The 21547-nt window shown below is 38.6% G+C and carries 22 protein-coding genes; 11 read left to right on the top strand and 11 right to left on the bottom strand.

Annotation, left to right across the window (positions count from 1 at the left end; genetic code table 11):
* Nucleotides 1-189: 189 nt before the first annotated feature.
* The 3 genes from KV40_RS15600 to petN all read right to left on the bottom strand — a co-directional run bounded on the left by KV40_RS15600 (nucleotide 190) and on the right by petN (nucleotide 883).
* Nucleotides 190-498, bottom strand: a complete 309-nt coding sequence (locus tag KV40_RS15600; RefSeq protein ID WP_036483354.1) for a hypothetical protein — start codon at nucleotides 496-498, stop codon at nucleotides 190-192.
* A 153-nt stretch (nucleotides 499-651) separates the two neighbouring features.
* A complete protein-coding gene (locus KV40_RS35765) occupies nucleotides 652-792 on the bottom strand; it encodes a hypothetical protein (protein WP_172657296.1) in 141 nt (46 codons plus the stop codon).
* Between the two features lies 1 nt (nucleotide 793).
* Nucleotides 794-883: a cytochrome b6-f complex subunit PetN gene (gene petN / locus KV40_RS33435; protein WP_072013831.1), complete on the bottom strand. Its 90-nt coding sequence runs from the start codon at nucleotides 881-883 to the stop codon at nucleotides 794-796.
* 87 nt (nucleotides 884-970) lie between these two features.
* Here petN and KV40_RS15595 point away from each other — a divergent pair, with 87 nt between their 5' ends.
* From KV40_RS15595 to KV40_RS15580, 4 genes are all read left to right on the top strand, one after another.
* Nucleotides 971-1384: a hypothetical protein gene (locus KV40_RS15595; protein WP_036483351.1), complete on the top strand. Its 414-nt coding sequence runs from the start codon at nucleotides 971-973 to the stop codon at nucleotides 1382-1384.
* A 108-nt stretch (nucleotides 1385-1492) separates the two neighbouring features.
* Complete coding sequence (locus tag KV40_RS15590; RefSeq protein WP_036483348.1) at nucleotides 1493-2449, top strand: ATP-binding cassette domain-containing protein; 957 nt, start codon at nucleotides 1493-1495, stop codon at nucleotides 2447-2449.
* The gene (locus KV40_RS15585; RefSeq protein ID WP_036483345.1) at nucleotides 2450-3244 is read left to right on the top strand and encodes an ABC transporter permease; all 795 of its coding nucleotides are present in this window, start codon (nucleotides 2450-2452) and stop codon (nucleotides 3242-3244) included. It begins immediately after the preceding gene.
* A gap of 87 nt (nucleotides 3245-3331) precedes the next feature.
* The gene (locus tag KV40_RS15580) at nucleotides 3332-4837 is read left to right on the top strand and encodes a Gldg family protein (RefSeq protein WP_036483342.1); all 1506 of its coding nucleotides are present in this window, start codon (nucleotides 3332-3334) and stop codon (nucleotides 4835-4837) included.
* Between the two features lie 141 nt (nucleotides 4838-4978).
* On the opposite strand, the gene KV40_RS15575 is transcribed toward KV40_RS15580, so the two are convergent.
* Nucleotides 4979-6328: a glycosyltransferase family 4 protein gene (locus KV40_RS15575; RefSeq protein WP_172657295.1), complete on the bottom strand. Its 1350-nt coding sequence runs from the start codon at nucleotides 6326-6328 to the stop codon at nucleotides 4979-4981.
* A gap of 330 nt (nucleotides 6329-6658) precedes the next feature.
* On the opposite strand from KV40_RS15575, the gene KV40_RS15570 reads away from it, so the two are divergent.
* A complete protein-coding gene (locus tag KV40_RS15570; RefSeq protein ID WP_052055676.1) occupies nucleotides 6659-7471 on the top strand; it encodes a hypothetical protein in 813 nt (270 codons plus the stop codon).
* Nucleotides 7472-7540: 69 nt separating this feature from the next.
* Here the strand turns inward: KV40_RS15570 and KV40_RS15565 are convergent, their stop codons facing one another.
* The 3 genes from KV40_RS15565 to KV40_RS15555 are packed head-to-tail and all read right to left on the bottom strand — an operon-like array spanning nucleotide 7541 to nucleotide 9966.
* A complete protein-coding gene (locus KV40_RS15565; protein ID WP_036483339.1) occupies nucleotides 7541-8314 on the bottom strand; it encodes a hypothetical protein in 774 nt (257 codons plus the stop codon).
* A 13-nt stretch (nucleotides 8315-8327) separates the two neighbouring features.
* Nucleotides 8328-8921, bottom strand: a complete 594-nt coding sequence (locus KV40_RS15560) for a hypothetical protein (RefSeq protein ID WP_036483336.1) — start codon at nucleotides 8919-8921, stop codon at nucleotides 8328-8330.
* Nucleotides 8922-8952: 31 nt separating this feature from the next.
* Complete coding sequence (locus KV40_RS15555) at nucleotides 8953-9966, bottom strand: hypothetical protein (RefSeq protein ID WP_036483829.1); 1014 nt, start codon at nucleotides 9964-9966, stop codon at nucleotides 8953-8955.
* A 638-nt stretch (nucleotides 9967-10604) separates the two neighbouring features.
* On the opposite strand from KV40_RS15555, the gene KV40_RS15550 reads away from it, so the two are divergent.
* On the top strand, nucleotides 10605-11141 hold the full coding sequence (locus KV40_RS15550) for a hypothetical protein (protein ID WP_036483334.1): 537 nt from the start codon (nucleotides 10605-10607) through the stop codon (nucleotides 11139-11141).
* 68 nt (nucleotides 11142-11209) lie between these two features.
* Here the strand turns inward: KV40_RS15550 and KV40_RS15545 are convergent, their stop codons facing one another.
* Together KV40_RS15545 and KV40_RS15540 are read right to left on the bottom strand one after the other, a co-directional pair.
* Nucleotides 11210-13117 carry a PP2C family serine/threonine-protein phosphatase gene (locus KV40_RS15545; protein ID WP_052055675.1) on the bottom strand — a complete coding sequence of 636 codons (1908 nt, stop codon included), beginning with the start codon at nucleotides 13115-13117 and terminating at the stop codon, nucleotides 11210-11212.
* Nucleotides 13118-13723: 606 nt separating this feature from the next.
* Entirely contained in the window at nucleotides 13724-14443 is a 720-nt protein-coding gene (locus KV40_RS15540) for a 1-acyl-sn-glycerol-3-phosphate acyltransferase (RefSeq protein ID WP_036483330.1), read from the bottom strand.
* 171 nt (nucleotides 14444-14614) lie between these two features.
* Between KV40_RS15540 and KV40_RS15535 the strand changes: the two genes are divergently transcribed.
* Both KV40_RS15535 and KV40_RS15530 read left to right on the top strand, forming a co-directional pair.
* Nucleotides 14615-15163 carry a type II CAAX prenyl endopeptidase Rce1 family protein gene (locus tag KV40_RS15535; protein WP_036483327.1) on the top strand — a complete coding sequence of 183 codons (549 nt, stop codon included), beginning with the start codon at nucleotides 14615-14617 and terminating at the stop codon, nucleotides 15161-15163.
* Between the two features lie 116 nt (nucleotides 15164-15279).
* Entirely contained in the window at nucleotides 15280-16059 is a 780-nt protein-coding gene (locus KV40_RS15530) for an ABC transporter ATP-binding protein (RefSeq protein WP_036483325.1), read from the top strand.
* 89 nt (nucleotides 16060-16148) lie between these two features.
* Here KV40_RS15530 and KV40_RS15525 read toward each other — a convergent pair whose 3' ends face one another.
* Nucleotides 16149-16706, bottom strand: coding sequence for a hypothetical protein (locus KV40_RS15525; protein WP_036483322.1), 558 nt, complete (start codon nucleotides 16704-16706; stop codon nucleotides 16149-16151).
* A gap of 574 nt (nucleotides 16707-17280) precedes the next feature.
* On the opposite strand from KV40_RS15525, the gene crtD reads away from it, so the two are divergent.
* The gene (gene crtD / locus KV40_RS15520; RefSeq protein ID WP_036483320.1) at nucleotides 17281-18816 is read left to right on the top strand and encodes a C-3',4' desaturase CrtD; all 1536 of its coding nucleotides are present in this window, start codon (nucleotides 17281-17283) and stop codon (nucleotides 18814-18816) included.
* A gap of 200 nt (nucleotides 18817-19016) precedes the next feature.
* The gene (locus KV40_RS15515; RefSeq protein ID WP_036483318.1) at nucleotides 19017-19292 is read left to right on the top strand and encodes a YggT family protein; all 276 of its coding nucleotides are present in this window, start codon (nucleotides 19017-19019) and stop codon (nucleotides 19290-19292) included.
* Here the strand turns inward: KV40_RS15515 and KV40_RS15510 are convergent.
* Entirely contained in the window at nucleotides 19289-19747 is a 459-nt protein-coding gene (locus tag KV40_RS15510; RefSeq protein ID WP_036483316.1) for a hypothetical protein, read from the bottom strand. The two genes, KV40_RS15515 and KV40_RS15510, sit on opposite strands and share 4 nt — an antisense overlap.
* A 212-nt stretch (nucleotides 19748-19959) precedes the next feature.
* On the opposite strand from KV40_RS15510, the gene KV40_RS15505 reads away from it, so the two are divergent.
* The gene (locus KV40_RS15505) at nucleotides 19960-21432 is read left to right on the top strand and encodes a DEAD/DEAH box helicase (RefSeq protein WP_036483314.1); all 1473 of its coding nucleotides are present in this window, start codon (nucleotides 19960-19962) and stop codon (nucleotides 21430-21432) included.
* Nucleotides 21433-21547: the final 115 nt, after the last annotated feature.

Genomic DNA, 21547 nt, shown 5'->3' with positions numbered 1-21547 from the left:
TACAAAGTTATTACTACCATCTAAGAAACTGAGTTCTATATCGATCCAATAGAATATTGTCTTAATTATTTTTATTTTTCAGGCTTTTTTAAATTTTTAGACTTAGTTAGTAGTTAATTAAAAGTGCGATCGCCCAATAAAAAAGACGAGAGTAAGTCGCCTATAATTAAACCGCCATTTATTTTGTTTTTATTTATTTAATATCGCCTGTAAGCGTCTGCGAAATTGCCCTTTGGGATGACCACCTTTTACTTCTCCAATGATGTTAAAATTGCCTTCAGGTGATTCGCAGATAATATATGTAGGCCAGCCAATGCCTTCTTTGTTAGGATATCGCGCCATTAAAATTTGACGATACTTGCGATAAGTAGTCGTGTCCTGCATTTTGACATCAATAAATTCTAAATCTAACTCGCTGGCAATTTTGCGATCGTAAAAAGACATTTTATGACAAGTGCCACAATCTTCTGAAGAAAATTTAATTAAGGTTTTGCTCATTTTTAATTAGTTAATTTAGCATTAATATGTCTGAATTATAAATATTAGTAGAGCCAATTTTACAAAAAATAATAGGAACATTCTAAAGAATATTCCTATTACTTTGTCGATAAATTTAGTTGGGTTTTAAGACTATCTAACTGAGTATTATCTTTAAAAGCCGCGCTCGTCACGCTTGCGGCGACGGCGATCGCGCCATTGAGCAGCAGAGAGATAAACAATTCCCAAACTGACGATGCCTAATAGCACCACAGCAGCTATAAACAGGATGTTTAGTAAATAATCCGTTTCCATTTTAGAATCCGTTACGCGCCCATACTACCATTGCTAAAGACCAAGTAAATAAAGCGAGCATGCCAACCCAACCTAATGTCAAAATATCCATATCAGTATTTATTTTGTAAAATATGCAGTTAATTTGCCGACTATATCTTACTATGATACTTCCTAGTGGTATTTTGCAGGGGCAATCGTGCCAAATTTAGTAACAGAAAGAATAGAATCGCTAAAAGCGGGAACTGTAGGGGCTAGCTCTTTGGCGATCGCCGAAACGACTATAGTTTTATTAGAAATACTGTTAATAGCTGAGAGCCAAATATTAGAGCCAGAATCGCTCCTCAAAATAACGATCGCTACCTTTAGCGGTTTTTTGTTTGGCGTAACTTATCGCTACATCGTTCGTAACGATCGCAACTCTCATCTTCAAGACGGTGCCGTGCTAGCTTTTGGCTTAGTTAGAGGTTTGGCACTGGCAGAAGGACAGTTAACGAACATTGAAGTTTGGTCGCTGGTGCTGATAATCGTACAAAGCTTGATTAGTTTTGCCTTCGCTCGTTGGGTTATAGATTTAGCGATCGCTCATAAGCTAATTAAACCGTTTATTTAAAGAAAAAATAAAATTTGCAGGTTGAGATGTCAATGACCGATCCCAAAGGATAAACTACAAAACGTCGATTCAATTAAACTAACTAAATAAAGTTTACGTATTCAAACTATGTCTTCAGGCACGATTGAAGTCGAACATCTTAGCAAGGTTTATGGTTCAAACACTGCTATTGAGGACGTTCATTTTTCTGTACAATCGGGAGAAATCATTGGTTTTCTAGGACCTAATGGTGCGGGTAAAACTACCACAATGCGAATTCTAGCTGGATATCTGCCCGCAACTACAGGCACAGCTAAAGTTGCTGGTTATGACGTTCATCACCACTCGCTGGAGGTACGTCGCCGTATTGGTTACTTACCAGAAAATCCCCCTTTGTATCCTGATATGAGCGTTGGAGGTTATTTACATTTTGTCGCCAAGCTTAAAGGAGTTGCCAGACGCAACCGCATCAAACAAGTTAAAGCAGCACTAGATCGCTGTCAACTGGTAGATAAAACTAAAACTACTATTCGCCAACTATCCAAAGGCTATCGTCAGCGAGTAGGTATTGCAGGGGCTATAGTTCACGAACCACCAGTGATTATTCTCGACGAACCAACTATAGGACTCGATCCGCGACAGATTATTGAAGTACGCAATTTAATTAAGAGTTTGGCAGGAGAACATACAGTTATTCTTTCTTCTCATATTTTGCCAGAGGTCAGTGCTACTTGCGATCGCGTCACCATCATTAACAAGGGGAAAGTCGTTACTACTAATACTCCTGGCGAGTTAATGAAACAGCTAAACAGTAATTCTGGTTATGAATTAGAGGTAGAAGGAGAAATTGCTTTACTGCTTCAGGAACTGCAAAACATTCCTGGGGTTGCCGAAGTAAAAGTCATCCCTCGTCAGACACCGACAAGACGAGAAGCGATCGAAGTTCTCTGTAAACCTAATTGCGAACCAGGAAAAGACTTGGCGGCAGCGATTATTACTAAAGGATTGAGTTTGCACGAAATGCGGCGCATTCGTCCGAGTTTGGAGGATGTATTCTTACAGCTAACTACAGAAGAAGCAAATTAAATGATTATTGCCAATATACTTGCGATCGCCCAAAAAGAATTACAGAGTTATTTTGCTTCGCCTTTATATTATGTTATTTTGGCGATTTTCTGGCTAATTTCGGGATTGTTTTTTGTCGAAATACTATTAGGAGCGCAAGGAATAATTCAACAGGTAGCTATAAGCGAACAGAGCGGTATTCCTACCGATGATATTGATGTGGCATATGTATTTCTTAACTCATTTTTTTCGATTCTAGGTTCTCTCTGTTTGTTTGTTTTGCCAATTCTTTCTATGGGTTTATATTCAGAAGAAAGAAAGCGCGGAACTTTAGAATTACTCGCGACATCTCCCATAACTAATTGGGTAGTTGCTTTGGGTAAGCTGGTCGGTGTGGTTATCTTTTTTAGCGTAGCAATTTTACCTTTGTTATTATACGAAGCGATCGCTTTTAGTGCTGCCGATCCTGCTTTTCCGGTTGCCGTTCCGCTTTTGGCGCACTTCGGTCTTATTTTGTTTGCAGCAGCAATTTTGTCTTTGGGAATGTTTATTTCGTCGCTGACAGATAGCACTATTCTGGCAGCAGTAATGACTTTTGCCATAATTTTGTTACTTTGGATTGTTGATTCGCTAGCTAATAATTTCCAGGGCTGGTTCGGTGAAGCTTTAAAAGAAATTTCGTTGTTAGAAAGCTACAACAATTTAATTCAGGGAGTCATTAATACTAACGATATTATTTTGTTGTTTAGTTATGTAGTTTTAGGTGTATTTTTATCCGCTCAATCGATTGAAATATTACGCTTTAATCGTCAATAATTAGGCACTAGGCTCTAAGAAAGACAAATTACATTTCTCAATCAAAAAAACAATTTAGTTGGTAGTTTTTCTATTCGATTGAAGTCGATGATAACAAAAATTTTATTCTTACTTGGTTTGGCTTTAGGGGTTGCAGGTTTAGTTGCAGGCGGTGTAGGCGAATGGAGTTTAATCCCAATTTTACTATTGGCTGCGGGAGTGATTTTAATTGTTATTAGTTTGGCGATCGCCAGTAAAAATCGAGGTATTTGGAGTAAAAGATCGACTCAGGTAGGAACTAACGCTTTAATTACTACTGTGTCGGTATTAGTTATTCTAGGTTTAATCAATTTTTTGGGGGTTCGACATGCAGCTAGATGGGATTTAACTGAAAATCAAATTTTTACTCTGTCAACCCAATCTCAGGCGATCGCCAAAAATATAGAGCAGCCGCTAAAAGTCTGGGTATTCGAGCGTAACCCCAACCCCGAATTAGAAAACCTGCTAGAAAACTATCGTCGCTATAGCTCGAACTTTCAGTACGAGTTTGTCGATCCAGACATTGAAATTGCCGTAGCGCGAGAGTTTGGCGTTACTTCACCAGGAGAAATTTATCTCGAATATAACGACAAACGCCAGCAAATAACCTTGCAATCAACTGCCTTGGGTGAAAATCTTACCGAAACCCAATTAACTAACGCGATCGCCAACATAAAGCGCGATCGCAACTATACGATTTATTTTCTTCAGGGACACGGAGAATCTTCCTTAGAAGCGGCTCAGGGAGGATTATCACAGGCAGTTGGTAGCCTAGAAAATAAAGGTTATACTGTCGAAACTTTTAATCTAGCTGCTAGCGGCAGTATTCCAGATAATGCCGATGTCGTTGTTATAGCAGGTGCGACTAGAACTTTACTCGCTGGCGAAGTAGAGGCACTCCAGCAATATATCGACAATGGTGGTAATTTATTGCTGATGCTATCACCCGATACCGAAACTGGCTTTGGTTCGCTATTAAACAACTGGGGTATAGAAATTGACGACCGTCTGATTATCGATGGTTCTGGTGCGGGTAACGTTTTGGGTTTGGGACCTGCGGTACTAATAATTAATAGTTACGGCAATCATCCAATTACAAATAGTTTTGGTAACGGCATTTCTATTTTTCCCGAATCACTTCCTTTAGAGATTCAAGAGCGTGAAGCGATCGATACTACTCCTTTGATAGTTAGCGGCGATAACACTTGGGGCGAAAGCGATCTAGCAGGAGAAATTACCTTCGATCCCGAAAGCGATCTTCGAGGTCCTTTAAACGTCGCAATCGCCAGTAGCAAACAGCAACCCCAATCTTCTCGCCTAGTTGTTTTTGGCAGTTCTACTTTTGCTACTAACGGCTGGTTCGAGCAACAGCTAAACGGCGATATTTTTCTCAATTCGGTTGACTGGCTGATAGGAGAAAACGAAACTGTTTTGGCAGTGCGTCCCAGAGAACAGACTAATCGACGCATCAATCTGACACCTCTGCAAGCAGGTCTTATTAGCTGGATGGCTTTAATAATTATGCCTTTATTGGGACTAGTTATCGGAGTAATCTTATGGTGGCGCAGAAGATAAGGTAATAGTGACTTCAAAACCCCTTAACGCCCAAAAGGAAATGTACTAGGTGGCACAATGAATTCGCCACCTGGCTTTTCAACAAATCAATGGCAAGGTATATATATAATAGTAATTTCATTAAATGAAACTCTATCTTTGCTAAAAATTGTTAGGACTTAACTCGGTAACAAAAGCAGATTGGCTGGTAGGAGCTAGAACTTCACTGTATTGTTTGGCGATAATCCTAGGAGTAAAATACTGCTCCATGTATTTACGTCCAGCATCTCCTAATTCAATTGCTTTTCTAGGATTGTTAGATAAAGTCAAGATAAATTCAGCCAAACTCTCGCTGCTATTATTATCAAAGCAAGCACCACAATTGGCATCAGAAATCAAGTTTCTTAAATAAGAGTGAGGTTCGCAAATTGCAGCGATCGCTCTTCCTGCGGCCATAATTCCATATAGTTTGCTTGGAGCTACTACTCCTTCTAAACCGGGAGCGATACTAACTAGTGCCAAATCACAAGCAGTTAGAGAATATGGTAAGTTTTTACGATCTTGATAGGGTAGAAAAATGCAGTTGTTTAACTTAAGTTCTGCTACAGTTTGACGGCAAAGATCGTGTTTAGCTCCCGCACCAATAAAAACAAACCGAACCGATTCTTTTTTGAGTAGTTTAATAGTGCCTAAAATTGTTTCTAAATCGTGACATCGCCCTAAGTTACCAGAATACAAAACTGTAAATTGGCAATCCATACCATGTTGGCGGGCAAACCAATTGTGTTTTTTTGCCATAGGTACGATCCAATCAGCATTTGCCCAGTTATGAATAATCGATATTTTGTCAGCAACCTGTGGATGTCTGGCTACGATGCGTTCTTTCATAGTGTCGCTAAGAACGACAATTTTTTTACTCCTCTGCCAGACTAAACTATTTAGTTTATGCCAGAGTTTAGTAATTGGGTGTTCGGGTGAAATTATATCTAACTCGATCGCCACTTCTGGATACAAATCGTATACCAAACAAACATAATCGAGTTTAAATAACAAATTAGCAATATAACCGACTGTGGATAAAAATGGTGGTGCAGTTGTTAATAAAACGATGTCGTTTTTTCGAGCCGAGCGCAATAAATGCAATAAAGCTCGCACACAAAAAAAGATACCGTTAAGAGTTTTGCCGCGTACTCTTTTAGACCAAAACTGTGCGGCTCGCGATCGCTTTATTCTTAATAGCCCATTTTCTTCGTAAGTTGGTGCCTGTTTTTGCTTGAAGGCATATCCAGGCTGTCCCGTAAATACACTTACCTGGATATTTTCTTTACTTAATTGAGTTGATAGTTCTTGAATGAGTTGCCCTGTGGCAGCATAGTCAGGGGGATAAAACTGAGTGACTATTAATAAGCGAAAGTTAGCATTAGCCTGCACTAATTCTTTGAAATTTTCCTGAAAAGTTTGTTTGAATAAATTTTTTACTTCAATCGCCCAAAAATTAGATAATTTAAACACCTTATATATTCACCCAAGTATTTAAGTGTAAAGTTTGCAAAGCCGATCTAAGTATTCCCAAAACTGCAAACTTTTACTCGGTATTTTCTCTGATTTATTAAATTTAAAGGCTATTTTCGTGTTTCAAATTGTTTGTTTTTCAAAAATATTTAAACATTTTTATAATATTGACAATGAAATAGCTTACAAGATACACAATCGATAAATTTAACGACCTATAAAGCCAATTTATTAAAGAGTCGGTTAATTTAATAATGTTCGAGCCACTTACGTAGAAATACGTAGTAATATACACATATTAATTTTTATATAAATAATTGATATTGTGAAATGGCTCTTAAAAAACTAATTATTAATACTTTGGTCGGTGTAAGTCTATTAGCTATACCCATCAAAGCTAATTCTAAAGATCTTATCTGCTCGGCAAACAGCGATAAAACCTATTTTTTCAACGAAAAACCTTTAAAATTTAGTACGGTAAAATCGATAATTACTGCTAAATTTGCCCCAAAAGACGATCTCGGACAACCAATAGAGTTAAGCAAACTGGCAACGAAATTGGGTTACGATCACTTTAATTGGGTTAGTTACGTCGAACGAGATCCCTACGGTATAGCCAATAATGCCGGTTCTTTAATGGTTACACCCTACAACGACCCACCAATAGGTGGATATCAGTACGAAACAGCAGACAACTTGCCTTTTTATTGGGATATGTCAAAATGTGAGGGCTGTCAGGAATACCATCACTATCAACATCCGCGCATTACTCGTAGGTTTGAGTTAGTGTTTGAAGACTTTCCCTCGGACTATAGACTAAAGCCAGGAGAAGCGATTGAGTTTGTTACCCATTTGGTAGGAGTAAAAAACTACGATCTAGATTCTAACGAAGCGCAGTGGAAAGCAATTAATACCTTTAAATGGCAATTAACAAACTCTCCTCAAGGTAGAGGTAGAGTAGCAATAGTACAACAGAATGTTGATTTAACCGAACTTTCACCTACTTTGTTAGCAGTAATGCAGGCAGACGGAGGCATATTACCAGAACGTGTTTACGAATTAGTACCTCAGTTAAAGTTGCCCGAAACAGTTGCAATTGCAGGAAAAATTGATATTTCAACACAGGCAAGTTGTAATATATGAATAAATATAAAGATGGGTGTTGCGATCGCAACACCCATCACAAGTGAAAATTACCTTAACTAAGATACTTTATTTTGTTTGAGGGTAAATACAATCTAAGCTACCACCAACCCCAATCACAAAATCATCAAAGTCAGCATCGCGATTGTTTTCTTTTACTAAAGCCAAACCAGTATCATCAAAGTTAAGTAGTAAGCCGCCATCAACTAACTTCTCAAATTTATTACCAGCAGGGCTATTTCTACGAGTAGCTACTTCGGTAGTAGAAATAATTTCGTTTTCAAATAAAGCCTGTCTTTCGCTTTGAGAGTTAATCGTATCTACGGAATAAACCGTACCAGCAGATCGGTCTTCAAACTGAGATTCGAGATAGAAAGCGTATCGTTTTCCAGCCTCAAATAAAAATTCTGCTTTAGGCTGGGGAACGGTATTACCAGGAGTTCCTGCAAAATCTGCCGAGTCTGCATTTCCTAGATTGGTCATATAGTCGGAACTGCGATAAACATTTTCGTATTGATAATTATCAGAAGGCTTAACTTCTTCTAGCAACGGAGTTTTATCGCAAGAATCAAGCATAATTGCGCCAGAAGCATCCATTTGACAAGAATCTAAATCGATCGCGCCAAAGGTAGATTGGTAAGCACCATGAGACTCGATAAATTCAAATTCTACAATCGTATCGCGCTCGAAGCTAATACCTTCATTACCAACATAATCTTCTGCTGCTGCTGGTGCATTAAGCAATCCCAAAATTCCTATAGCAATAGCCGCACTAGGTAGACTAAATAGATTGACTTTTATTGTTTTTGGCAACATTTTTTGCATCTGATGTTTGAACTTCATATTTTTCTCCTCACTACCAAAGTTCGTTTTGTGGTTCAATCGGATCTACTTGTTCGATAAATTTCTTCGACTGCTCTAATTTGCTTTCGACTTCTTGACTAGCTTTAATGTAAGGATTGACGCATGCGTCTTGACTGCTCCTTCTTACAATCCGTCTTGGTTCTAAAGCAGCTTTTTGCACTTCATCTTCAGCCCTCGCTAGCTGTTCTATAGAGCTATCTAGATCGAGTTCTAACAATTCGGCAATTTCGTTAAGGGTAATTTCTTGAGTTTCACCGAGCGATGCTTGTTGACAAGATTCGCCTACACACCCTTTTGAAATACTACTGTCAAATCTGCTTATAACTCTTGGGTCGATACTAAATTCTCCAGTAAAGCCTTCAAAACCAAAACTAATTTGTCCCGTAGCAGGATTGTAAGCTCGTCTTCTAATTCTACTCAGCGCACTAGCACTAGTCCCACCACTACCAATGGTAACGAAAGGTGCATTGTAGGTCTGATGACCCGAAGTATCTGACTGATTAGTTTGGGCAGCAACTGGGTTTGTAAAAGCAATCCCCACAAGTGCGGCAAATGAGCTTTTCCAGAGCCATTGTTTATATTGCATAATTGAATCCTCAATCTAAAGTTTGATTTAATTAAAATGATGTGCCAACACCCGCGACAAAACGCGCTCCATCTCCAGCGCCAGTAAGATCTCTTACGCCTACATTAATCGTGACGGGGATAGTTCTAAACGGTGATGCTGACAGACCTAGTGCCAAATCTTGTCCTGTCCACTCCGTAACAAAACTAACTGGAGGAGCTACACGAAAAGCCAAACTACCAAAGACATTAAACTGTTCTTCGTCATCTTCGATAGCACTTTCGGTACGAAATTGTCCGTTACCAACTCCAACAGTTGCCGCTATGCGACTAAAAGCAGAATCTAAATTTTCTCTGGTTTTGAAAATTTTGGTAGTCGTCAAGTACAAAGAATCTTGTAAGTCGTTATCGTCACCTACAGAAAGAAAGCTATTCCAACCCGCAGCAACACCCCAACCCTCTGAGAGCCGACGATGAACCTTGACATTAAAACCACCAGTACCAAAATCACGATTATTGCCAAAACTAGCTAGAGTGTAGCTGAGTTCTGCACCTACAGCTTTGCGAGCATCTCCAACCCCAAAACCAAAACCCATAGTTGCATCGCCATCGCTATCGTTGCCAAAGCGCGTATCAGTTTGATAGCTTAGACTTGAATAAAAACCTCGGTCGGAACCAAAACCGTAAGGATTAGCAATTGTTAAGGCTGGCGCACCTCGATTGGGGGTAAAATTACGCTCGCTAAGCTGTTGTAATTTAAATTTTACTTCTTCTACTTCATCCTGTTTGGCATCTGAGTCCGTCCAAGAACTATCGGCAACTTCTTCAGTTTCTCCATCAGCTTGAGCCACTTTAGGACTTAGAAATGTAGAATCTGTCACCCACTGGTTTTGAGCTAAATAGTCTTGCTTTGCAGTTACCGTACTTTGGCGATCGCCATTTGGCATCCGATTGTCTAAAGATAATAATTGTTCGGGCAATTCGACAGTAGTATTTGCGAAGGCACTCAAACTAGAAATTGGCAAAAATACCACACCACAACAAACAGAAGTTAATAATTTACGCATACACTTTAAGCAATAACTATTGCGATTGACAGCAAATCTAAAACAGTCGAATAAGAAATTTCGTTTATCTTTAATTGGTAAATAGACAAACATAGATAAACGAACACAGTTTCGATTTTTCAATCAATTAACTGCATTTAATTAGTAATACTTCTGCTGTTATACTCTGCTCTAATAAAAACCTCAAGTAAATATAATATTTTTAGTTATATTTACTTAAACAACCAAGTGTTTTTACGGAAAAATAGTTGATAATTACAGAATTGGTTGCTAGTTTTTGCCAATAAGAAATAAATTCCATAAAAATACCGAAAATTAAAGGTTAAACTAATATTTTTTTGTAAATATACGGATAGAAAACATTCGGCTTTAGTTTAAAGTAATGTTGACTAAAACAGCAAAGTAGTAACTATATACAAATTAAATTGAAACAAATGAAATTGTTTAATTTTTTAAACTTAGGATTTAGCACTTTACTTTTAGGATTAATCTCTACTCCAGCGATGGGTGTGACCATAGATTTGTTTACTACTCCATAAGATCCTCTCGTACAAACAGGAAAGGGATCTATTACTAGCAGTGTTACTACTAGCGGTTCCGATATTATTGGCGGACAGCGCAATATAGAGCTTGAGATTTTGAGCGGTGAAAGAAGCTCTCAGGTAGAGATTACTAATGAAACTGCTTACTTAGATACTCAATCGGGTGTACAATCTAAAGCTACTTTTACTTGGAACGGTGGTGACCCAATTAGTGGTTTTGGTGGCAATGGTATAGATTTAACTAAAAATGGCGATAATGCCTTTTTGATAAACGTTCTTTTTTTAGACCAAACAGCTAATTTAGAATTTATCGTTACCGACATTGAAAACGATTCTGGAAGTATTATAAAAAATGTGCCTAAGTACAATGAAAGTGTAGCTGGTTACACTCAAGGAGTCGGTAGAGATACCGCTTTTAACTATAATAAAATTGATAATAACGAAGTCAATGTTAAAAATGTTAAGTCTATATCTCTTACTACCAATAATGCACCTAGCGCACTAAATTTTCAATATAATTTTGTTCAAACTACCAAAGCTGTTCCATTCGAATTTAGTCCTAGCTTAGGAATTATTATTTGTGCTATTCTATTAGGATTTTTTAGGTTAAGAAAAATATATAAATATATATAGCCGTAGTTAAGTTAGGATTTTAATATTTTTCAAAGCTTATACCAATTCTCTAAAAAAAACGTCGTTTTTTATTCAATTATTTCTGGTTCGGAAGTTTCAGGTACGGTTTCTGAGTCATTACGATCGCCTGGTTCGGGTTGCAAATAAAAATACAATAACAATATTGTTACTAATGCAGACAAGATTAAGGCGACTGTTTTTAGTAGTTGTGAAGAGTTTTTAGTTTCAATTATTTCTGTTTTTTGGGTTGGTAAATCGTCTGAGGTATCTACAGTTTTAGTATCGGGTAACGATCTCGTTTCTGGCGCGAGCGGTGCCGATACAACAGATTCGCTAATAACAGGTTCGATCTCAGACCATGAAACCCTGACTTGAGTAGAGTTGGGTTTTGGTTTAACTCGACAATGTACCAAAGCTACTGTAGCATTGTCATGTCCATTTCGTTCGTTGGCAATTCTAATTAAAGTTTTAACCGAAGTAGCAATATCTTTTTTGTCATCTAAAACGGGTAAAACTATTTGTTTCCAGTATTGCTCGACTCGGTCGAAATCGCTCAAGCCATCACTGCATAGGAGAAAAATACAGTCGCGATCGACAAAGTGCCGCTGTATATTTGGGTGTAGCGACATCGAATCTCGCATTCCTATGGCTTGGATTAAAGCACCCGCAGAAGGATACTGAACAGAATCGCGGTAAACTGCATAACCCAGTCGTACTTCTCGCGATGCCAAATCGTCGTCAACGGTAAGCTGATGACAACTCGTTGAAGTGATACTATAAATGCGAGAATCACCTACATGAGCGAGATAGGTTTCATGAGCGCGAGATAGTGACATGACAAGAGTAGTACCCATTCGTTGCCTTTCTTGTCGCTGTTCGCTATCGTTACGTTTGCTGATAGCATCGTTGGTACTGTTGATAAATTCAATCAGTTTGGCGATTATAGTTTCTGAACTTTGACTGTCATTACTTTCAGAAAGTTTATAAATACGCGATCGCAACTGTTCGATCGCTTCAGTAGCGGCAATCTCTCCTCCTTCATGTCCTCCTACACCATCACAGACAATAGCTAAAGCTGGTTCTGTTCCTGTAATGCTTATCAGTTTGTTTTGAGGCGGGAAAACTGCATCCTGATTTTTTTGGCGATTGGGTCCCGTATCGGAAGTAGCATAAATTTGATAAGAGTATTCATAAGACTTGCTAACTAACTCGATCGCTCGATTTAATGCTGCTATTAACTGACTTACTGTGGCGATCGCACCTAGCTCTAATAGGTCGTATATTCGTTCTAACACCGATTCAATTTCAGGAGCGCGGGACTTAAGGTATTTTTTCCACACTCGACCTAAATCCTGCAAGCTAATCGAGCGATCGCGGTCGAATTCTAGCTGGAGTAATTGAACGTGTAAGCCATTAATTCCAATCGATTGTGGTACCAACAAACTTGAAACGACTTGTTTTTCTGTTAAAGGCTGCCATAATTTCGCCAGTTGGTGCAACCAATTTAGCTGTTGTAATGCTGTTGCTTGATGCCACAAATTTGTGATTCTGGGAATCATTGGTGCAATTAGTTTACCTGTATCGGTAGTAGGAACCGTTCCGAAGTCTAACAACCATACATCTGTACCTTCTAGTTGACCGTAAACTTGAGGAATATGAGGATAGAGAGAGAACAACTGCAAATAAGTTACTATGTTTGGTGGGATATTATCGGGAATCTGAGGAGATAGTCTCGGTTTGGTATCTAAAAAAATCTTATTACTTAGTGCTAAGTAACGACCGCCTATTAACCGATTAATTTGCTCTGGAGATATTGCTTCTTCAAATGCCCATAAGTAGCGTTTGGTTATTGGAGTTTTGCAGACATGACAAAGCTCGGCTTCTAACAAATTAGAAGCTACACAGTGGGGATTCGAGCATTGAATTCTCGGCTCAGAATTTGGCATAAATGTTTTAGGCTTAAATTCGCGCTCCATACTTTTTTGCGCTGAGTAAGTTTTGCTTTACGAGAGTTTATCCTACTTACAGGTTCTAAGACAAATACAAAACTCATTTGAAGGCTAGATGTTTTAGCCTTCAAATTACACTCTCTATAAAGACGGACAACTAAATTAGTTTGACCGCTCTAAGTGGATGAATTTTGCTATAAATTGCTAAAGCTGATAGCTTCAAGATCATAGTTCCCTTAATAACGACTAAACTAAACATTACTCTGACATTATTTTGAAAGCTTTTGCTTGCAGCAATTTTAAGTTGTCAGCAACCTAAAATTCACACGCTCGCATAAAAGTTACAGATTACTCCTTCATAAAAGCGGCATTCTCTTGCCAGGGAATGCTGCCCTCAAGCACTAAAATAAATTCCAGTGTCACGTCCTTGCGAACCTGTATCGCGTTTTTAAAGCCCCATTGGATCTAAGATGGATTACTGCTGCAAACGTCGATCTGATTGATGTCGTAAGCTTAATATATAGTTTATTACGCTAGCGATTATAGCGTCTAAAACTTATTTAAAAATGTATCACTCGAAATTTGTAGGCTCTAATTTGGGAAAGTTAAGTTTTACTAATGAGCGATCGCTTTTTATGCCGACTGGCTTTCGTATAATTCTTGCAGTCGTGCTTGTAAAGATTTTGTTAATTTTTGCGAACTACTGCGTAGGGATTTGCGATCGCAACTGAGAACCTTTAAAGGCGAACCAATATCAACTTTTACTCTGGTACCCCAAGTAGGATATCGCTCGTTATAGCGTATGCTGACAGGTAGTATATTTACATCTCGTTCGGGTTCCTTGAGTTTGGTTTCTAGAGCAATTGAAGCTACTCCTCTTTTTAATGGTTGAATGGTATCTTCGCGAAAAATATTTCCTTCAGGAAAAATTACTAGTATCTTGTCATCTTGCTGTAAGATGTCAATACTGTGAAGTACGCTATCAATTTGAGGACGTTCGGTATTGACGGGAAACCCGCCCATGTGGCGAATGAACCAACCCTGCAATCCTTTTACTTCATTAGTAGTAACCATAAAATGTACATCTCGCTTGCTAACTGTTTTACCCACAGCAGTAGGAACTATCACAGCATCCCATCGAGAACGATGTGTTGGAGCGACCAAAATCGCGCCAGTTTTAGGAATGTTTTGTCTACCGTTAATAACAATTTTTTTAAAGAAAAAAGGCAAAACTAAATAGCCACCAAGGGGATAGAGTATTCGTGCTAACCAAGGAGAGACGTGAGAATGTATGGAATCAGATCTTTTAAAATCGATATTACTTTTTACAGAATCTTGTTTGAGGTTAGCCATTAACGAACCAAATTTTTAGATAAGACTATATTTAATCTAGATTCAATATAATCTAATGTCTTTTCTTAAGAGGACAGTTGTTTGGTTGTCACCAAATTATTAAACTAAAAGATTTTAAAAATTAAATTTTAAGGTTTTAATAAACTAATAGCTCAGACAGAAGTAATAGAGATGACTACGTTTCTTCTCAATATAGTAAATATTTTGCAGCACCGAGTAGTTACGGCTATACTTAGACTACCAAACTTACAGGCTATAGAGCATTTAATAATGGCAATATTTATTTATGCTCTTTTAGCCTTAGTAACTGGCTTTAAAACTAAGTTTTTAACATTTGCAGTCGAACAGAACTGGATAAGTATTAGTCGTGTGACATTTACTGCTCTGCTAGCTCCTGCAATTAGCGAGGAAATCTTGTTTCGTGTTTTGCTGCTACCTCATCCTGAAGAAAATCATGGAGTAAACTATGTATTGATTTGGGTTTTAATTAGTTTACTGACATTTGTAATCTATCATCCAGTTAATGGTTTTACTTTATATACAGCAGGTGCAAAAACTTTTACCAATCCAATTTTTTTGCTTCTGGCTACTGGTTTGGGTATATCTTGTATCTATTTATATCTCGATAGCGGTTCTTTGTGGACTCCTGTAGTTTTTCATTGGTTAATTGTAGTTGTTTGGCTCCTGTGTTTGGGCGGCAGCACTAGATTGACACCATAACACCAAAATTCAAAAAACATAGCAATTTTTTATCAATAAAAAATACTTTAAAAAAGATAATCTTATTGTTAAAGTTACAGTATTTAAGTTTAATCTAAGACTAATTTTGTAATTAAATGGCGAGAGAAAACTCTAACTCCACTTCTATATTAAAAGCTAAAGAACTGTCCAAAAGCTTTGGCGGAATCAAAGCGGTAAATAATGTCAAAATAGCTGTTGAAACAGGAAGCATTACAGGCTTGATCGGTCCTAACGGTGCGGGCAAAACTACCTTATTTAATTTACTATCAAATTTTATTAAACCCGATCGCGGCAGCATCACTTTTGAAGATACTCCCATTCATCATCTGCCAACTCACGAAATTGCTGTTAAAGGCGTAGTTCGTACATTTCAGGTAGCCAGAGTTCTGTCTAAATTATCAGTATTAGAAAACATGCTCTTGGCAACACCCAGGCAAACTGGAGAAAACTTTTTTAGAATCTGGTTTCAACAATCACAACTGAGAACAGAAGAACGAGAAAATAAACAGCGAGCAATGAATATTTTAGAATCGGTAGGTTTGGCTGAAAAAGCGTACGATTATGCGGGAGCATTATCAGGTGGGCAGAGAAAGCTATTAGAAATAGCGCGTACTTTAATGACCAATCCCAAACTGATTTTACTAGACGAGCCAGCAGCAGGAGTCAATCCAGCTTTGATCGAACAAATTTGTCAACATGTTGAAAGATGGAATCAACAGGGAATTTCTTTTTTGATTATCGAACACAACATGGACGTAATCATGAGTTTGTGCGATCGCGTTTGGGTGTTGGCTGAAGGTACTAATCTGGCTGTAGGTACGCCAACAGAAATTCAAAACAACGAGCGGGTTTTAGAAGCCTATTTAGGTAAATGACACTTCCACAAAAATAGCAGGGCAATCGCCCTGCATGAATTAAATTAATTTGTTGTATTTAACTACACTAAAACTAGCTAGTTTGTATTCTAGTTAGAAAGTTCTGCTTGAGTTTTTTGTACGCGATCGCCCGCTTCATCTAAACTTCTAGAAGCTTTTTCTGGTAAATTTTCTAACTTTCCTTTAAGATTGCTAGCTTTATCTTGAGTTGCGTTGACCAACTCGTCTTTACGCTCTCCTAATTTTTGAGGAATTTCTTTTTGAGCTTGCTTTAGAGATTTGCCCGCACGCTCGCCAACACCTTCAGCAAATTCGGCTGGGTTGTCTTGACTATTAACCTGGCTCTTTGCTTGATTGATTAAAGTTTTAGCTTTTTCATTTGGTGTTTTGCCTGTAGATTTTAAAGGTTGGTCATAGCGAACATCGTCATTGTAGTTGTTCATGCCACCTTTAGCCGAATCTCTGGCATCGAGACTATCGTAACCGCGATCGCTTTTAGCTGTTATTTCTTCGCCGACCGTTTTATCAGAAGCGGTTGCTGGACCTTGGTTGCAGGCAGTACCAAAGATAAGTAACGAACTAGCCAATAAAACAATTAATAAATTACGGGGTTGGAAAGAACGGATTAGATTAATAATTCTCTTCATAATTTTAGTTCCTCTAAAAGGTTTTAAAAATCGTTAAATTGCAAATTTCCACATTACATCTTGCTAATTAAAAAGATGAGCGATCGCTTACAAAATAAAAGCCAACTAAATTATCTAAAAAGCAGGTTTGAAGATATTTGGCAATATTGAATGCATTCGACCTAGCGGAATTAAGTAATTGTAAACTAACTATACCAGTATAAAAAAATGGCTAATAGTTGCCTCTATCTAAAGTAACGTTATAGAAATAGCCGCAAAATTATAAATTCTAACTATTAATAGATATAACTTAATGCAATACGTGCCTTCAGTTAGAGCAGCAAAACAATATTTAATACTAACGAATTGTCAACGGTAGCTTATGGAATAATGAATATTTAAGTTTTAAACTTTATTTAAACTAAACTTTAGCGTTTTAGGAGTTATCTGATGTTTGTTTCTCCTGCCTAAAAGCTATTCAAACAAACTAATTTTAGCGTTAGTAGCTATTAAAAATATCAAGCTTAATATCCCTGTCTTCACTTATCGCTCGAAAATTTTGTCATAATATATTAAGAAATGTAAAAAAACTTTTATGGCATTGGCGGCAGATAGCAAACAAAACTCGATAGTTGTTGTTGGTGGGGGAATAGGTGGTCTGACTGCTGGAGCGTTGCTTGCCAAACGTGGTTATCGAGTAACAATTTATGATGGGGCGATCGTTCCTGGTGGTTGTGCTTCTACTTTCAAACGTCGTGGTTTTACTTTTGATGTTGGTGCGACTCAGGTAGCGGGATTAGAACCTGGAGGTATTCACCACCGTATTTTTCAAGAATTGGAAATCGAACCGCCAAAAGCTAGTTATTGCGATCCAGCCTGTGCGGTATTTTTGCCAGGAGAAACCCAACCGATTAATGTCTGGCGCGATGTTGGGCGCTGGCAAGAGGAAAGAGCCAGACAATTTCCTAATAGCGAAACATTTTGGCGGTTGATGAGACGTTTGTTTGAGGCTAGTTGGCAATTTCAGAAACGCGATCCCGTGTTACCACCCCGAAGTCCTTGGGATTTGTGGCAGTTAGTCTCGGCAGTAAGACTAGATACTTTAATCACCGTACCTTTTACTTTGATGACGGTTGGTGATGCTTTAAAAATCTACGGCTTGTATGATGATAAACGGTTGAAAACTTTTCTCGATCTGCAACTCAAGCTTTATTCTCAAGTAAATGCCGATGAAACAGCTTTGCTGTATGCCGCTACAGCATTGGCGGTATCACAATCTCCCCAAGGATTATTTCATCTTCAAGGCAGTATGCAGGTATTGAGCGATCGCCTGGTAGCGGGATTAGAAAAATATGGCGGTAAGTTATTGATGCGTCATAGTGTAGAGAAAATACACACCCAAGCAGGTAAAGTAACTGGAGTAACGGTTCGCAATCGCCAAGGAGAAATTAAAACTATACCAGCAAAGCAAGTAATTGCTAACGTTACCGCTCAAAATTTAGTATCTTTAATAGATACAAATGTTTCTGGTTACGGTTGGAGAGACAAACTATTAAATATTTTTCAACGCCGAGTAGATAAATTACCCCAACCATCGGGTGCTTTTGTAATCTATTTGGGTGTCAAACGCGAAGCTATTCCTCAAAACTGCCCGCCTCATCTTCAGTTTTTTTACGATGAAGAAGGCGTTATTGGCGAAAATAATTCGCTATTTGTTTCGGTTAGCAAGCCAGGAGACGGACGCGCCCCCGAAGGCTACGCGACTTTGATTGCTTCGACCTTTACCGATGTCGATTTGTGGTGGCATTCGGAAAATTACGAGACACTAAAACAACAGTATACCCAAGAAGCGATCGCTCGTTTGGGAACATATTTCGCTCTGACTGACGATAATATTATTCACGTTGAAGCAGCTACCCCCCGCACCTTTCAAAAATTCACCTCTAGAGATAAAGGCATAGTTGGCGGCGTAGGACAAAGAATATCTACTTTTGGACCTTTTGGTTTTGCCAACCGCACTCCGATTAAAAATTTATGGTTGGTGGGAGACTCTACCCATCCTGGCGAAGGTACGGCAGGAGTGAGCTATTCTGCTTTAACAGTAGTAAGACAGATAACAGAAAGCAACTAGCGTTCGAGGGTTAGTTATAAATTGTGTAATTAAGAATGGACATAGAAAGTAGGAGCAAAGATAAACAAAAAGCTCAACGTCGATTGCTTATTAGCACTGATTCACTGCTCGCTGCTAATAACTTATACTTTAAAATATGGTATAGATAATCGAAAATCTAGTTGCAATTGTTTTTATATATAACGGAGAAAATTTAATTTATGGAACTAATAGTTGCCAGCCTAATTCAGTTTTTGCAAATTTATTGGGTATTACTAATCGTCAGAATTTTGCTTTCCTGGTTTCAAACTGCATCTTGGGCAATGCAAATTATGTCTTTCCTAAGTCCTATAACCGATCCCTATCTCAATATATTTCGTTCGATTATCCCACCTATAGGCGGCATTGATATTTCGGCGATTTTAGCACTTTTGGTTTTACAATTCATTCAGCAATCCTTAGTGCCACTAACGCAAACCGCAGGATTATATTTCTAATATTCAAAATCATCATAATAGTAAGGACGTACTTTTCCAGCAAAACCAGAAGCTTTAAAATGCTCTAGTTTTAGAGGAGTTGGTTGGTTGGCAGCAACGTCAATTCTAATGGAAAAATCGCTGGTTCCAGGAGGTACTTGTTCGAGAGTGCCAATTCTGCCACGGTTTTCCATTGCAGGGTTTTCGTTCGCGTCATAAATGTACCCAAATACGTCAGCATCGACAACGGTTTTACCAGAAGGATTTTTTGCTTTTCCTTTAACTAAAAAGCAGTTGACTGGCTGCATGGTACCGCTGCTGACGCTGCCTTCTGCCTGCATTGCTTCGGGACAGGGTTCGTAGGAAAGATCGGAAAGCTTAATAGAGGTTAGAGCTTCTGCTGCTGGAGCAATTGCCCAACTTGCTAGCCACAACCAACCCGAAACTAACAGTACTGTTAACAATCGCGGTTGCATCATAAAAATATAATTTTTTTACTCAAATATAGTTTGCTTATATTTCAGCTTAACTTGAATTGTCATCTCTAGGAATATTTGGTATCGAGATATACGCTGAAAACAATGAGCAATGAACAGTGTTAAATGCTAAATGTCTTTTTCCTAAAGCCTAGTGCCTAGTGCCTAATCATGATATTGATAATAAATAGTCAATTAAACTGTTCGCTGCTATGCCCCGCGCTCCAAAACTGCAATTTGACAGAGGAACTTTGCTATTACATCCGCCTCCAAGAGGTAAAGCCTGGTTAGATTTTGCTACTTGGGACGATCGCGTCGAAAAGTTTCGTATTCCTGCAATTTATTATCGTCCCTTAGTAGAAGCTTTACAAGCAGACAATAAAGAGTTTGTTGACGAAGCCAGTGAATTTTATAATCTGCAACTCGACTCCCAAACCAATTTAGAACCATATCTCCATCAGCAAGAGGCATTAGAGGCATGGAAACGAAATGGCAGAACGGGAGTGGTAGTGTTACCGACAGCAGCAGGAAAAACTTATTTGGCACAGTTGGCAATGCAGGCAACTCCTCGCACTACCTCGATCGTCGTGCCGACTTTAGACTTGATGCATCAGTGGTACACTCAGATAAAAGCTGCGTTTCCCAATGCTGAAGTAGGTTTGTTGGGTGGCGGTTCGCGCGATCGCACGCCAATTTTAATTGCTACTTATAACAGTGCGGCAATTCATGCCGAAACTTTGGGTAATCGATACGCCTTACAAATTTTTGACGAATGCCATCATTTACCCACCGACTATTTTAAAGTCATCGCCGAATATGCGATCGCTCCCTATCGGTTGGGTTTGACAGCTACGCCCGAACGTAGCGACGGTTCCCATCGCGATTTAGACACCCTGATCGGTAAAATTGTCTATCGCAAAACTGCTGCCGAACTTTCTGGACAAGCTTTAGCACAGCACAAAATAGTGCAAATTAGAGTCGAATTAGCCGTAGAAGAAAGAAAAAAATACGACGCGGCAATCGCCACGCGCAATAATTTTTTACGCCAGTCAAATATTTCTCTGGGCAGTCTCGAAGGTTGGCAGCTATTTGTAAAAGCCAGTGCGCGATCGCCATTGGGTAGAAAAGCAATGCTAGCACATCGAGAAGCCAAAGAAATTGCTTTGGGAACCGAGGCTAAATTACGAATTCTGTCTGACTTAATCGAACGCCACATTCCCGAACCAATTTTAATTTTTACTAATGATAATGCTACTGTCTATCGCATCTCGCAAGAGTTTCTCATTCCTGCCATTACCTATCAAACACCCGTTAAAGAACGTCACGACATTTTGCAGGGATTTAAAACAGGAGACTATAAAACTTTGGTGGCCTCCCACGTACTTAATGAAGGTGTCGATGTACCTGAGGCTCGAATTGCCGTCATTTTATCTGGTACGGGTTCGACAAGAGAATATATTCAAAGACTCGGTAGAGTATTACGTAAGGGAAAAACCAACCACAAACAAGCAATTCTCTATGAAGTAGTTACCGAAAACACTAGCGAAGAGAGAACTTCCGAACGCCGTCGGGGCGAACAAACCGATAAATCTGCCTATCGTCAATTAGAAATAGTTCCTTCTCAAGTAAATAAAAATAAAAAATTAAAAGCAGCAGAAAAATCGAGTAAATGGGATGATAGATAAAGTTTATCTTGCTTGACGACAAAACAGAGCGTTTAACTTCAAACTGTTTGCTACGTTTTTGTTGCATACTTACTATAGCAATACGTTATTGGATTGTGGCATCAATTGCTTTTGT

It is taken from the genome of Myxosarcina sp. GI1 (genome assembly GCF_000756305.1).
In the GTDB taxonomy this organism is placed as follows: Bacteria; Cyanobacteriota; Cyanobacteriia; order Cyanobacteriales; family Xenococcaceae; genus Myxosarcina.
This window is presented reverse-complemented; position numbering and strand designations above follow the sequence as displayed.